This is a genomic window from Chitinophaga filiformis (assembly GCF_023100805.1).
Taxonomy (GTDB): Bacteria; Bacteroidota; Bacteroidia; order Chitinophagales; family Chitinophagaceae; genus Chitinophaga; species Chitinophaga filiformis_B.
Window position 1 is genome coordinate 7,933,759 of sequence record NZ_CP095855.1, and the last position, 14,508, is coordinate 7,948,266.

Genomic DNA, 14,508 nt, shown 5'->3' on the forward strand with positions numbered 1-14,508 from the left:
TACTAAATTTGATGTACTGGTTATACAAACTAGCAAATTTTAAATTTCTACATACATCGACATGGATTCGTTTCCATAAGCGATTTAGATTTTGGTTGATAAAATGGTAAGGAGGCTTTCTAGCCTCCTTTTACTTTTTTACCTGGGTTGTATGTTCAAATCCCTCTCTCATCACAAACTTTAAAGCCTGCTCCTTAATTTCCCCTATCCCTGAAATAATACATGATTCTGGCAAGTAAATCTGGAATAAATACTATTATACTTGCTTTCAATTAGTTAAATTTGGTTAGTGATAAAATTGTTTGTGTTATGGTTTCTTTATCGCCTGGAATGCTGCTGATAGCTGACCCTTTCCTGAAAGATCAGAACTTTGCGCGCACAGTAGTATTACTGTGTGAACATCAGGAGAACAAAGGAAGTTTTGGCTTTGTGATCAACAAGTTGTTTGACCAGCACTTAAGTGACCTTGTACCTGAAGTACTTGTAAATGATATCAAGATCTACTACGGAGGTCCGGTACAGATAGATACCATTCATTTCATACATCAACAGCCGGAGCTGATCAGGGGAGGCTTTGAGATCCGGCAGGGGGTATATTGGGGAGGAGAGTTCGATCAGGTAGTATCATTGATCAATAGTGGTCGTTTAGACCTCAACAAAATCAAATTCTTTATTGGTTATTCGGGTTGGAGCGGCGGACAGCTTGAAAATGAGCTCAATGAGAAATCATGGATACTGTCAGAGAGCAATGTGCCGCTTGTATTTGAGGAAAAAGAGCAGAATATATGGCCGCAGGCATTAAAGAACCTGGGCAGCAACTTTGCCATCATGGCCAATTTCCCGATAGATCCCCTGTTAAACTAACGTATATGCCATTCCGTATACCGGTAAGCCGGTTGTAATGCCACTTGTGGAAAAAAATTTCAAAAAATTATTATATGCCTACACTTTGAAGCCCAATGATTAACGTCGTTGGGAACATTACCATTGTACCCAGGCCCCGTTTCACACGAGGATATTTAAAAAAAATCAAATATCTTGCTTAGGCAAAAAAGTAATGTAGTCAGAGCATTCTATTGTTTGTAAACCTGCTATAGGACACCGAAGGGAAGGGAACTAATATATACCGAAACGAATATAATACCTATGAAGGACAAACCAGATCACGTTTACACCTTCCTGGATTTATAATAAAAAACTGAACAATTGACATAAGTAATTGCAACCCTTTTTTTAATGGGTTACAAACTTTGTTTTAAACGGTTTAAGCCATAAAATCATTCAAGAGACATAAGATATTCATTTTCATAGGAACAGGCCCTAGTGCCGCTGCAGGACTCGTTTTCTGCGCAGCCTGGACCTGATTTGTGCAACGCCCTGGCCAGTAGTCTTACTGCGCTTTTTAACAGGGTTATTTATTAATTAGATTGGAATAGTTAGGACAAAAAGAAAGGCCGGGTAATCCTACCCGGCCTATTTCTTTCTGATCAGTGATCAGGAATTATCGTCAAAATGCTTGCGTTAATTCCTGATCTTTTGATGTCTGACCATTCAACTATTTACTTCACTTCTGCACCTTCTACAAGCACAGTAGCTTTATTTCTGTATACTTCTACAAAACCTCCTTCTATGTTATAGAATTCGCTCTGTGACTTATCTTTCAGCACCTTCATCCTGCCTTTGCCCAGGGCAGCGATCAACGGAGCGTGCCTGTCCAGCACTTCGAAGAGACCGTCAATGCCTGGCAGCTGTACACCATACACTTCGCCGGAATACAGTTTTCTTTCAGGTGTTAATACTTCTAATAACATATTAAAAGTTAAGGGTGAAAAATATTAGTTCTTAGCTGCTTCCAGCAGTTTCTTACCTTTCTCGATAGCTGCGTCGATGTTACCTACCAGGTTGAATGCTGCTTCAGGATACTCATCTACTTCACCATCCATGATCATGTTGAAACCACGGATTGTTTCTTCGATCGGTACCAGTACACCCTTCAGACCAGTGAACTGTTCCGCTACGTGGAAAGGCTGAGACAGGAAACGCTGTACACGACGTGCACGGGATACTGTCAGTTTATCTTCATCGCTCAATTCATCCATACCGAGGATGGCGATAATGTCCTGCAGTTCTTTATATCGCTGAAGGATCATTTTCACTCTCTGTGCACAGTTATAGTGAGCTTCTCCAACGATAGCCGGGCTAAGGATACGGGAAGTTGAATCCAGCGGGCTCACGGCAGGATAGATACCTAAGTCGGAAATCTTACGATCCAATACGGTGGTAGCATCCAGGTGGGCGAATGTAGTAGCCGGAGCAGGGTCAGTCAAGTCATCCGCAGGTACATAAACAGCCTGTACGGAAGTGATGGAACCATTCTTGGTAGAAGTGATACGCTCCTGCATCAGACCCATTTCAGTTGCCAGCGTAGGCTGGTAACCCACCGCAGAAGGCATACGACCTAACAGCGCGGATACTTCAGAACCTGCCTGAGTAAAACGGAAGATGTTATCAACGAAGAAGAGGATATCTTTACCGCCACCTGCAGTACCATCTCCATCACGGAAATATTCTGCCATGGTCAGACCAGATAATGCCACACGTGCACGTGCTCCCGGTGGTTCGTTCATCTGACCGAAGATGAAGGTAGCCTGTGATTTCTTCAGTTCTTCCTTGTCTACTGCAGCGAGATCCCATCCGCCATGTTCCATGGACTCCAGGAATTTCCCGCCATATTTTACGATACCTGCTTCAATCATTTCACGCATCAGGTCATTACCTTCACGTGTACGCTCTCCTACGCCTGCGAATACGGACAGACCTTCGTAACCTTTCGCGATATTGTTGATCAGTTCCTGGATCAGTACGGTTTTACCCACACCTGCACCACCAAACAGACCAATTTTACCACCCTTTGCATAAGGCTCGATCAGGTCGATCACTTTAATACCGGTGAACAGTACTTCAGTATCTGTTGCCAGATCTTCGAATTTAGGCGGCTTACGGTGAATAGGATAACCATTGCTGCTGTCAACATCACCCAAGCCATCAATAGCCTCACCTACCACGTTGAACAAGCGACCTTTGATGCCATCGCCCACTGGCATTTTAATGGGAGTACCCTTGTCGATAACAGCCATACCCCTCACAAAACCGTCTGTAGAGTCCATTGCCACGCAACGAACGCTGTCTTCACCAAGATGCTGCTGTACTTCCAGCACTACCTTCTGACCATTTTCGCGGGTAATTTCCAGTGCGTTGTAGATTTCGGGCAACTTTCCATCAAAGTGGACGTCAACCACGGGACCGATAATTTGCTTGATCTTACCTGTGTTAGGCATATTTTTAAGAGGTTTATAAATGCTTAAAATGAGCGGTTTATTAAATTTGGCGCAAAGGTAATTGTTAATAGGGGAAATTCAAAAAATAGTAAAGCATCCCATGGACGATTGCCCATCGAACTTAATTATCAATTGTAAGTCAATTAGTTCTTAATGTATCAGGCGAAGAATGTGAAACGCAAGATAGCGTTTTTACCTTATACAAGTTGCCTCCTTCTGAATAGATAATCTTTTTTTATTATAAGCAATTCCTGATATTAGAAATAGTCATCAATCGTTAGTACTCCGCGCTTTCAGCACTTTCGCTGTCTAACATTTTTTTAACGCTTTTTGTGAATATTTTGCTAAAAAGCTGCGCTACCAAACTGAGCAAACCCGCTATGGCAGACAGTTTAAAGAATCAGGCATAGATATTGATTTATTTGAGTCAAGCTAATATCTGACACCGTTCCATCAACTTAAAGAGATGCTCAGGCCAGCTTTCAGCTGTAACAATTGATCAACTGTTAATATACCACGCATTCGTTCACAATTAAAATTTATAGCCTTCGTGTAGAACTAAATCGCTATACAGATCTTGTTTTGGAACAAATTATAAGTTGCCACACCCTTTTTAAAACAATCAGATATGAAAAACATAAAACAATATATAACGCTCTCTGTAATTGCTGTTTCGATGGCTGTGACTGGTGTTTCCTGCGCCACCACCATGCCGCCACAGCAGGCACAGGTTTCTATATCAGGCTTCTATGATGCCTTAAGTCCTTACGGTCGCTGGACTACCTATGGTAGTTACGGACAGGTATGGATACCTAACGCCGGACCCGACTTCATGCCCTACTCCACCGCTGGTCACTGGGTGTATACCGACTATGGATGGACATGGATGTCGGACTATGACTGGGGATGGGCTCCTTTCCATTATGGACGCTGGACATTCGATGATGCTTATGGCTGGATGTGGATACCGGGTACCGAATGGGGACCGGCATGGGTAAGCTGGAGGAACAGCCCTGATTATTACGGATGGGCACCTTTAGGCCCGGGTATGACCATAGGCGTAAGTTTTAATATCCCTGTGGGATATTGGTCTTTCGTGCCTTGTCAGTACATCACCAGTCCTTATGTAAACAGGTACTATGTGGATAGAGGCAGACGCGTGAATATTTATAATAATACTACCATCATCAACAATACTACTATCATTAACAATCGCACATATTATCGTGGTCCTGCCACCCGTGATGTTGAACGTTATACCCGTAACGAGATCCGTCCGGTACGTGTGGTTAGCGACAACCGTCCCGGCCGTGCTACTGTAGATCGTGGTGAAGTAAGGATGTACCGCCCGCAGCCGGCTGCGTTGCGTCAGCCAAGCCGTTCAGGTGCATTTACCAATGGCCGCGACAACAATGACCGGAGTGGTTTTGACAGGCCTTCAACTCCTGGCAGAACAGTACGTGTGGACCGGAACAATGATGGTCGTCCGGATAACATTCCAGACAGGAACAACGATGGCCGTCCTGATTATAATCAGCCCGGCAGAACGATAGACAGGAATAATATTAATCGTCCGGATGTACCCAACAACAATGCTCCCGGCAGAACAATTGAAAGTCGCCCGATGCGGCCGGAGTTTGACAGGCACGACGACAATCGTCCGTCTGCACCGGTTAACAGGCCTACGCCTGCTCCATCTGCCAATCCGGCCAACAATTACAGTCCGAGGCCTGATCGTTTCAACAGGCCAGAGTCCCGTCCAATGACGCCGACTCCGGCTCCCGGCCCAGCTGTAAGACCGGCCCAGCCGCAAATGCAGCGTCCGCAGCCGCAGGAACAGCCACGTCAGCCGATGCCACAACCTCGTCAGGAAATGCAGCCGCAGCCTCGTCCGCAAATGCAGGCGCAACCAAGGCCGCAGATGCAAGCACAACCAAGGCCACAGGCTCCTGAGCGTTCAGCAATGCCTTCACGTGGTGGTGAGCGGGCTAACAGGGGCGGCAACTGATCAATCACAGGCAGCCATAAACCTCAAGATAGATTTCACTATTGATTTTTGTAAAGGTATGCTCCTCCGGGGGCATACCTTTCTGCATCAGGAGCATCGGGAGAGGTGTTCCTCCCGCCTGGTACGGCGGCTGCAGATAGGGGAATGCATATGTTTTGAACCCAAGCCCTTCATAAAACCGGATACGCCTGATGGCATCATCAGAATGCGGTGGTTCTACTTCCAGCACCATATGGGGATGTTCCTGTTCCAGGAGCCGTATTACACCGCTGCCTATTCCACTGCCACGTTGTTCGGGTGAGATGGCGAAATGTTCAATAAACACAAAGTCTGTCAGCTCCCAGTAGAATACAAAACCTGCGAATACATCGTTATTTTCCAATATTGCCAGCCGTAAAGCGCCGTTGTTCAGTAACTCCTGCTGCGCGGTTAAATTCCGTCTTTCTTCAGGTGGGAATGCCTGTTCGTACAATGCTGCAACATACCCGGGAATGGTTACCGGTGATTTCAAATTCTGAATTGTTAACATCAGGGCAAAGATAATTTAAGTAATCCGCTAGCAGGCTGACGCAGATCAGTGCGGTTGCCTGTTTTATATCAGGTGCTATGCATGTCCTGTAGTGATCTTAAGCGGACATACCTGCAGGCCTTGCTATTGCCCAAAAGCAACTTGTCCGGCATAACAGCAGGCTGTTGTTTCGTCTTTTTGCTTACTACAACTCATTTTCAATCCATATAGAAGCCATATATAACCCATATATAACCCATACTTCTTAGATATGGGTTAAATATGGGTTATATATGGGTTATATATGGCTTATATATGGGTTATATATGGGTTATCTCCGAAAACACGCTATAGCACGAGCTTTACAAGAATTATTTGAAATAACTACTTTGTAAGTGTCTGATAACAAATATGATTCGGTTTAATTACAATTCATATGGGAGGTTTTCGGTAGGATAAAACGTGCATTTCGGGACAAATACAATCTGGAACAAGATCGCCCAAACGGGAAGGAAACATGATCAACAAACCTGAACAATAAAGACAATTATCATTAAAAGAGCAGTAGGAGCAAACACAGTCAGGCAGGTAGCCGCCAGAAAGCAGCTGCGAGCCAGATGGAGCCAGCGGGCATTAGCCCTTGGAGAGCCCTTATACGATTGATGGGAGTTAAATAGAAATTACAAAGCCCACACGATTGATAATGCTTAATATTTAGTGCTCGTAAAGGGGTACAGCCCGCTGGCCCATACTGGCATCGCAGCAGTATCAACAGCCCTGGAAAAAGGTGGCTTACAAAGCAACTGATTCGTCTAACAGCCATCACTGTGGCGTACACAAGTAAGGATCAGGATCGCCAGGAGGCGCCGGCTTGTTCGCAGCCCAACAGAAGTTCATCGGCTGACTGGTAATACTGAGCAACTTTAACCCGACCTTCTGCCCTTTCCGACTGGAAGACGCCTGTACGGATTTTGTACCTTTTGCAGGTACGTCATTGATGGTATACTCCTCCGTTTTGAAGATATCACCATTCCCCTTCATGTATTGCACCGCTACCACTACATTATCCAGCGAATACTCAGACTGATTCCGCACAATAATCTGCAGATCCTTGATACCTCCAAGGAAACCCGTACGGTAGTCACTTGTAGTGACAGCTATGAACTGCTTCCAGTTCCGCCGGTAATAAGTCCGCCGTTCAACAAACTGGCCCTCAGAACGCACACGTATCTCACTCCTGGCAGCAATCTGCCGCGCAGTCTGACCATTAACGTCCAGCGAATGTCTCAGATCGCGGTTCTCATTTATCAGCCGCTCATTTTCTGATAGCACCTGCTTCACACGTTTCTGCTGCCTGGAATAACTCAATACAAGAAAAATTATCAGGAAGATAATTACAACGGTATAACCTGCATGTCGCTTCATATCAAGCGAGTAGAAAAAATAATGCCAAGTCGGCCTCATCTTTCAGCGAACTCATATTTTATCTTCTGCGACTTTTCAAAGTCATACAGCGTGAGCAACCGCACAGTGTAATAAGACGTCCAGAAAGAACGCAGTGCATTTATGTAGTTCTGATTCGCCAGGTCTTTTTCCTGTTGTGCGAGATTAAGGTCGGTGATGGATATTTTACCGATATAGTAGCGCTGCTTGGTGATCTCATAACGCTGTCGTGCAATCGTATCAGCTTTGGCAGCACTTTGAAGCAACTTCTGCTGAATGTTGAATTGCTGTGTTTGCAGGTAGATCTCCTGCTCGAAATTGCGCTCCTGCTGCTGGATGTCGACCTCTATCAGTTCCTGGTTCGCTTTAGCCTGTCTGACCCTGTTACGGGCCTTTCCCCAGTCGATAATCGGTATGGAGATGCCGACACTCAATAACTGGTTCTGTTGCAAATTACCGCCGCCATATGCGTTTTTAATGCTGGTTCCCTGCCGGGCCTGCCCGAAGTTGGCGGAAAGGTTCAGCTGATAGCTGTTGTTGCCCCTGGCCTCTGCCACCTCCTGTTCTGCCTGCAGGCGTTGCCGCCGGAAGGCCAGCACTGCCTGACGGTTATCCTGTGCTTCGCGTTGGGCAACGTCGAGCGGTATCTGTAATGAAGGCACCGTATCGGGTAGTGCCACCTGCACAGTGCTGCCCTTAGGCAGCGAAAGGAATTGCGTCAGCTGGCGGTAGGCAATCTCTTTGCTCAGGGTAGCCTGTTCCAGGTTATTGCGGGCATTGAGCAAGTTCAGTTCTATCTGCAGCAATTCATTCTCTGCAATCTTTCCCAGCTCAAAACGTCCTTTGGAGATCCGGTATAAGGTATCTGTATTGGCTACATTCTGCTGCAGGATCAGCTCCTGTTGTTGTGCCATCAATGCATCAAAAAAATACCCGGATGCTTCCAGACCTGTTTTCTCCAGTGCCTCTACGTATTGCTTTTTCGACTCTTCATATAGCAATGGCTGTATGCGGGCGTCCCAACGATATGGGTTATACAGCAGCATCGGCTGTGAATAGTTGACGGAAAAAGGCGTAGACAGGTAGCTGATACCTGAAGTGGGGTCAAATACGTCATTGCGTTGCAGGTTGGTGGCAACGGATAGTAATCCGCCGGTAAAGGGGACCACCTGTTCCGCTATCAGGCTGGTGAACGTAAATGAATAGGAGCTGCGGCTGAAGGCATAGGTACCATCCGGCTGACGGATACTCTCTATGTTTCCCAGAAAGCTGCTACTATTGGTGGCCTGCAATCTCAGTTGCGGGCGACGCCCCGCTACATAATACCGGAAAGCATAAAGGCTGTTCAGCGCACTGCTGCGGGCTTTATAGTAAGAGGGCGATTGTTGCTGCGCCTGTTGTACAACACCCTGTAAGGACAGTGTTTGCTGGGCGCAGGTAACAGTACAGGTGAATAGTCCGCAAAAGGTAAACAGAATAGGTATTTTAATCATGTCGCAAACATTCAATCGGGTTCTTATGTGCAGCCTTACGGGCAGGTGAAATACCAAAGATGAGACCTACGGCAGATGCCAGCACGAAGGACAGGAAAATGGAAATGCCGGAAACAATGGTATGGATGTCGGCCAGCTTATCCACCAGGTAGGCGCCTGAAACGCCCAGTATCACACCTATCACGCCCCCTGTAAGACTGATCAGTACTGACTCGAACAGGAATTGCATAACAATATCCTTCTTCTGTGCACCCAATGCGAGGCGGATACCTATTTCGCGCGTACGTTCCAGTACAGAAGCCAGCATGATATTCATGATACCAATACCTCCTACCAGGAGTGAGATACCGGCAATGGCACTCAGCACAATGTTGAATACATCTTTGGTCTTCTGCTGTTGCTTGAGCAACTGCTCGGGGATAGTGATCTCAAAATCCAGTACATCGTTGTGCCTGCGTCGCAGCATACGGCTGATGATAGTCGCCGATTCTGACAATGATTCCGCCGCATGTACCTGTATGACCAGTTCATCCAGCTGATGAAAGATCTTGTTCTGGGGAGCCTCGTTACTTCTCCCGAAAAACATTCCGTTGTCGCCCGCCCCCAGGTACAAGGAAGGGTTCTTGTAACGGATGAGCGATGTCTGAATAGGTATGTAGATATCCAGGTTATAATCCCTGATACCGAGATTATCTTTAGTTGCTTTGCTGATCGTTTTTTCTTCTGTAACGCCAATGATCTTCAGCCACTGTGTGCCGCATTTTATAGTTTTTCCCAGCGGATCTTCTGAGATGAAGAACTTCCGTTTCACATCACTGCCAATGATACATACGCCTTCGCCGGCAATGCGTTGATGCTCATTGAAGATGGTGCCTTCGCCAATCTTAATATTGTTGATATCAAAGAAGGCCGGCTCCACTCCCACTACTTTCAGTTTACTGCTTTTACTACCGTAGATGATGTCCTGTTCCTGTATCATCTCCGGACTGATGGCAGCCACGGTGGGAATAATGCGGCGGATGCTCTCTGCATCTGCGAGGCTCAGACCTTTGGAGAAACGGTTCTTTGTGGTGGCAGCTTTAGCTCCTGATTTTTCGTCTGATTCCTTTTGTTGTTCTTCTTCCTTTTTCTCTTCTGCCTTGGGTTTGATCACAATGTTATTCACACCTACAAGCTTCATCTGCTCAAGGATTTCCGCCTGTGCGCCCCTGCCGATGGCCAGCATGGCAATGACAGCCGCCACGCCGAAAATAATGCCCAATGCTGTCAGGAAAGAACGCAGCCGGTTTGCACCGAGGGAATCCAGGGCGATATATAGGTTGTTGAAATTACGGTCCAGCATCACATTATTTTAATATCGTTATTTTCATGTCTTTTGCTGATGCCGGTTCAGAGAGATAAACAATATCTCCTTCTGCCAGTCCTTTTTCAACGATCACTTCTTCATCATTGGATTTGCCCAGCACTACCTGCTGTTTGGAGATGTTACCTGATTTGCTCTTATAGACATAACTTGTTTTACCGCTGGCAAAAACCGCTTCCAGCGGGATGATCAGCTTGCCTGGCAATTCACTGATCAGGATATGGTTGGAGGTGGTCATTCCAGGCTTGAGAATGGAATCCACTTTATTAAGTTTGATATTTACTTCAAACACCTTCGCCGTAGCGCCGGGACGGGTCTCACCGATGTTGGCGACCGTCTTCACGATACCCTCCATCTTCACTTCAGGGAATGCATCCAGTCCCATGGTCACCTTCTGCGACTGGTGTATTTTACTGATGTCAACTTCATTGATATACACCTTGGACAACATGCTGGAGAGATCGGGAAGCATGGCCACGCGGGGATCCCAGGAGCGCACCACTGAGCCGGTCTTCTTCTTGCCTCCACTGGCCCAGTCATTGATGTACACCAATAGTCCGTTCTTTGGCGCCTTAATAATAAAGCGGCTTTTCAGTTCTTCCAGCCTTGCTATCTGCCGGCCGAATTCATCGGCTTCACGGCGTGCCTGGATCATTTTTGTAGCAGCCTGTTGCTGTTTGATCTTGTAGTTATCTTTCATCTGTACCAGGTCACGCTGCGCCTTTTCAAGGTCTATCTCTGCCTGCCGGATGGTAGCGGGAGGCTCGTACTTACTCAGTTCCAGGGCCAGTTTTTTCTGTTCCATCTGGAATTGAAGATTAGTCATCTGATCACGAGCCTCCCTTAAAGTAAGTGCTGTATCCAGTGCCGTTTGGGTGACTGCTGAATTCGACTTTTCGAAGGATAGCTGCCCATCGCTGATGCGTTTATTCACCAACGTTGGATCCAGTGTAGCGATATAATCACCTTCTTTTACATGGGAACCCTCAGCCACCATATCCTGTATCTTGATCTCATCATAGATCTGATTGGCCTGCAGATCGGCAGGTGCAGAGACATAGACAGTATTTTCCGCCTCCAGTTCTCCTGAACTGGCTACAACGTCACGGAAGTTACCTTTACGTACCTTGGCAGTAATACTGCTGTCGGCAGCTTTACCAGAAAACAGAAAATAACAGATCGCAATGATAGGAATAACAATGGCTGGCAGCAGCCACCTTCTCTTTTTTAACATAAGTTGGGTAAATGGATTATGAAAGGCCGGGACACTATTTTGCTACAGACACGTTATAAAAGTAATCGTCCATTTGAAAAATAAATGTTAAAAGTACCTGCATCAGCAACTATTATCGACGGATAACGGAGTTATGAGTCCCATTTCCGCTACACTATCGACTATCGACTTTAAACACTATTTTTGCACCTCAAATTCGCTCCCTATGGAACTGGTGATCGTAAATAATAAAAAGACAGCCAAGCAGTTTATTGATACACATGTAGCCCTGAATAAACATATTCCTGAGTGGATACGTCCCCTGGATAAAGATATCGAGCAGGTATTCGATCCGGAAAAGAACAAGGCTTTCAGGCAGGGAGAGTGCATACGCTGGATCCTGAAGGATAGTAAGGGTAAACTGATAGGCCGTATTGCTGCCTTTGTAAATAAAAGGTACAAAACCAAGGGAGATAAACAACCAACCGGCGGTGTTGGTTTCTTTGACTGCATCAACGACCAGGCAGCTGCCAACCTGCTGTTTGACACTGCCCGCGAGTGGCTGAGAGAGAGAGGCATGGAAGCAATGGACGGGCCTATCAATTTCGGGGAGCGCGACCGTTGGTGGGGATTACTGGTAGAAGGATTCTATGAGCCGCTATACGGCATGAACTTCAATCCGCCTTACTATAGAGAACTGATGGAAACATATGGCTTCCTGCCATTCTTCAACCAGATCTGTTATTCCATGGGTGTAGATACGCAGCTGCAGGAAAAATTCTTTTCACGGCATGCCGCTATAGCAAAAGATCCGGCTTTTCACGCGGAATACATCAGCAAAAAGAACCTGCCAAAATATGCGGAGGACTTTACCGTAGTATATAATAAGGCCTGGGCCAGGCATGAAGGCGGTAAGGATATTACCAAACAGCAGGCGCTGAACATCTTCAAACAGATGGCTGCCGCTATGGATGAAAAGATCGTCTGGTTTGCATACCACAACAATGAACCTATTGCCTGCTGGCTGAACTTACCGGAACTGAACCAGTTCTTCAAACATATGAACGGGAAATTCGGTCCGTTCCAGAAACTACAGTTCCTGTACATGAAGCTGATGAAGAAATGTAAGAAATTCACCGGGATCGTATTCGGCGTGGTGCCTGAGTTCCAGGGTAAAGGAGTAGATGCCTTTATGATCGTGGAGGGCGCCAAAGTGATACAGAAAACACTATCCTATGAGCAGTATGAACTACAATGGATCGGCGACTTCAATCCCAAGATGCTGAATATTGCAGAAAGCCTGGGTACTCAACCCAGCCGTAAGCTCATTACTTACCGCTATCTTTTTGACAGGACAAAAGAATTCCAACGCCACCCTATTCTTTAAATAGGTTGCATAATATATTTCCGGGCGTACACCACATACGCCGCCGGCTGAACCTATTTACGTTTGGTTGCCATGCGCATCCCGCAGGTCGTACCAGGGTGAACAACATGGCGCTGACAGGTGACTATCAAAAGCGCCGGTAATGATGGATGAGAAGCCTGTAGAGATATACAGGAATACAGGCATTTCTTTAGTGGGGAACGTTAACATGAACGGGACGGAGATGCCGGATCATGACGTTGTATATCTCTTTTTCCCGGAAAGGTTTTAACAGGTAATCATCAAAGCCGGCATCGATGAATGCCTGGTTACCGGGCATAGTAGTATCTGCCGTCAGTGCCAGTACAGGTATCTGTGCTTTGGCGGGTTCCTTATCTTCCCGTATTCTTTTCACCACCTCCACTCCAGTCATACGGGGCATCTGGAGATCCAGCAGCACCATATCGTAATTATTGCATACAAATAATTCATAGGCAGCAACCCCGTCCGGCGCTTTATCAAACCTGCACTGCCAGCGGGTCAGGATCTTTGCCATGAGAGCCAGGTTCATTTCCTGATCATCAGCCACAAGTATGTACCGGTCTTTCATAAACTGGCCGGTTGCTTGTGCAAGTTCCCGCTGGGTCACGACCATGGTTTGTGGTTGAGGCACGCGCTGATAACTGAGAGAGCAGGAAAAACAGCTGCCTCTTCCCGGTATGCTTTCTACAGTGATCTGCCCATTGTGTAATGCTACCAGGTCCCGGACGAGCGCCAGTCCCAGTCCCGCGCCGTGCAGGGCGCCTGCTGCAGGGGCCACTGTTGTACATATATTGCCCGAATATAAAGGGCAGCCTTTCCGGTGTGATGCCACTACCGGTATCCCTTACCTTTATATTTACCTTCACGATTCCCGCGTACTGTTCCTGCAGTTGCATATGGCAGTGTACGCTACCGGTATCGGTATATTTAACCGCATTTTCCACGAGGCAGGTAAGTATACGGCTCAGGCGCCGGCCATCGCCGCTTACCTCCAGTTGCCCTTCTCCCTCACAGATCGCTTCAAACTCCAGGTGTTTGTTGCGAGCTACGGAAGACAATTTCGCCGTAACAGTTTCAAATATTTTATAAGGTGAAAACGGATAAGTATCAAGATGCAGTTCTCCTTTCTGTAACCAGCCGAGCTCCTGGATATCCAGTTGTATCTGCATGAGCATACCGGCTGCATTTTCAACGGTCTCCAGCAGTTCCCGCTGATTACAGTCAAGCGCTGTATAAGACAGCTGTTCGCTAAACCCAATAATAGCATTTAAAGGTGTACGTATTTCCTGGCTGATATTATTGAGCATATGCAGGCAGGAGTTCGTCATTTCTTTCCCGGTACGATTTATGTGTATGATATGTTTCCGGAGACGCCAGATATAATACAAGAGAACAATCACTAACACGAATAACAGCAAAGGCAGTAAAAATGATAGATCGGTGACACCGGTAACTGCCAGAACAGTGATGGCATTTACTGATGGGGCATTTACAATCACGAACAGGGAGAATATGTATGGGATTAATCCAAGAGCAAGCGATAGATACATCGTATGCAATTAAAAGATGAAACAAGTTGGCGTTAAACTAACAAGCAATTAAGAGTGCTGACTCTTCCAAACCCGGTCTTTTAACAGGCTACATTGATGTACCGAATTTAATCAAAAGCTGTGAGATGGAAAATTATTTCCCTTTCGTGTTATGTTCCGGCATAGAAAATAGGAGTATATTTAT

At 46.3% G+C, this 14,508-nt stretch carries 11 protein-coding genes and 1 pseudogene; 3 read left to right on the forward strand and 9 right to left on the reverse strand.

Translation table 11 applies throughout. The features are described 5' to 3' along the window. Positions 1-309: 309 nt before the first annotated feature. A complete protein-coding gene (locus MYF79_RS31020) occupies positions 310-864 on the forward strand; it encodes a YqgE/AlgH family protein (protein ID WP_247811695.1) in 555 nt (184 codons plus the stop codon). Positions 865-1,559: 695 nt separating this feature from the next. On the opposite strand, the gene atpC is transcribed toward MYF79_RS31020, so the two are convergent. Together atpC and atpD are read right to left on the reverse strand one after the other, a co-directional pair. Continuing rightward, entirely contained in the window at positions 1,560-1,811 is a 252-nt protein-coding gene (gene atpC / locus MYF79_RS31025) for an ATP synthase F1 subunit epsilon (protein ID WP_110056069.1), read from the reverse strand. A 24-nt stretch (positions 1,812-1,835) separates the two neighbouring features. Further along, complete coding sequence (gene atpD / locus MYF79_RS31030) at positions 1,836-3,338, reverse strand: F0F1 ATP synthase subunit beta (protein WP_247811696.1); 1,503 nt, start codon at positions 3,336-3,338, stop codon at positions 1,836-1,838. 628 nt (positions 3,339-3,966) lie between these two features. On the opposite strand from atpD, the gene MYF79_RS31035 reads away from it, so the two are divergent. Continuing rightward, positions 3,967-5,346: a DUF6600 domain-containing protein gene (locus MYF79_RS31035; RefSeq protein ID WP_247811697.1), complete on the forward strand. Its 1,380-nt coding sequence runs from the start codon at positions 3,967-3,969 to the stop codon at positions 5,344-5,346. A gap of 4 nt (positions 5,347-5,350) precedes the next feature. Here MYF79_RS31035 and MYF79_RS31040 read toward each other — a convergent pair whose 3' ends face one another. From MYF79_RS31040 to MYF79_RS31060, 5 genes are all read right to left on the reverse strand, one after another. Further along, positions 5,351-5,857 (reverse strand): GNAT family N-acetyltransferase, encoded by a 507-nt coding sequence (locus tag MYF79_RS31040; RefSeq protein ID WP_247811698.1) that lies wholly within the window; start codon positions 5,855-5,857, stop codon positions 5,351-5,353. A gap of 819 nt (positions 5,858-6,676) precedes the next feature. After that, positions 6,677-7,279 (reverse strand): hypothetical protein, encoded by a 603-nt coding sequence (locus MYF79_RS31045; protein WP_247811699.1) that lies wholly within the window; start codon positions 7,277-7,279, stop codon positions 6,677-6,679. 35 nt (positions 7,280-7,314) lie between these two features. Beyond that, complete coding sequence (locus MYF79_RS31050) at positions 7,315-8,790, reverse strand: TolC family protein (protein ID WP_247811700.1); 1,476 nt, start codon at positions 8,788-8,790, stop codon at positions 7,315-7,317. Continuing rightward, positions 8,783-10,132 (reverse strand): ABC transporter permease, encoded by a 1,350-nt coding sequence (locus MYF79_RS31055; protein ID WP_247811701.1) that lies wholly within the window; start codon positions 10,130-10,132, stop codon positions 8,783-8,785. Before MYF79_RS31055 ends, MYF79_RS31050 begins: the two co-directional genes overlap by 8 nt. Positions 10,133-10,136: 4 nt before the next feature. After that, a complete protein-coding gene (locus tag MYF79_RS31060; RefSeq protein ID WP_247811702.1) occupies positions 10,137-11,387 on the reverse strand; it encodes an efflux RND transporter periplasmic adaptor subunit in 1,251 nt (416 codons plus the stop codon). A gap of 205 nt (positions 11,388-11,592) precedes the next feature. Here MYF79_RS31060 and MYF79_RS31065 point away from each other — a divergent pair, with 205 nt between their 5' ends. Next, complete coding sequence (locus tag MYF79_RS31065) at positions 11,593-12,753, forward strand: hypothetical protein (protein ID WP_247811703.1); 1,161 nt, start codon at positions 11,593-11,595, stop codon at positions 12,751-12,753. Between the two features lie 190 nt (positions 12,754-12,943). Here the strand turns inward: MYF79_RS31065 and MYF79_RS31070 are convergent, their stop codons facing one another. Together MYF79_RS31070 and MYF79_RS31075 are read right to left on the reverse strand one after the other, a co-directional pair. Then, entirely contained in the window at positions 12,944-13,342 is a 399-nt protein-coding gene (locus MYF79_RS31070) for a response regulator (RefSeq protein ID WP_247811704.1), read from the reverse strand. 132 nt (positions 13,343-13,474) lie between these two features. Then, positions 13,475-14,324 (reverse strand): annotated as a pseudogene (locus tag MYF79_RS31075) (sensor histidine kinase); the annotation flags it as partial. Between the last annotated feature and the right edge of the window lie 184 nt (positions 14,325-14,508).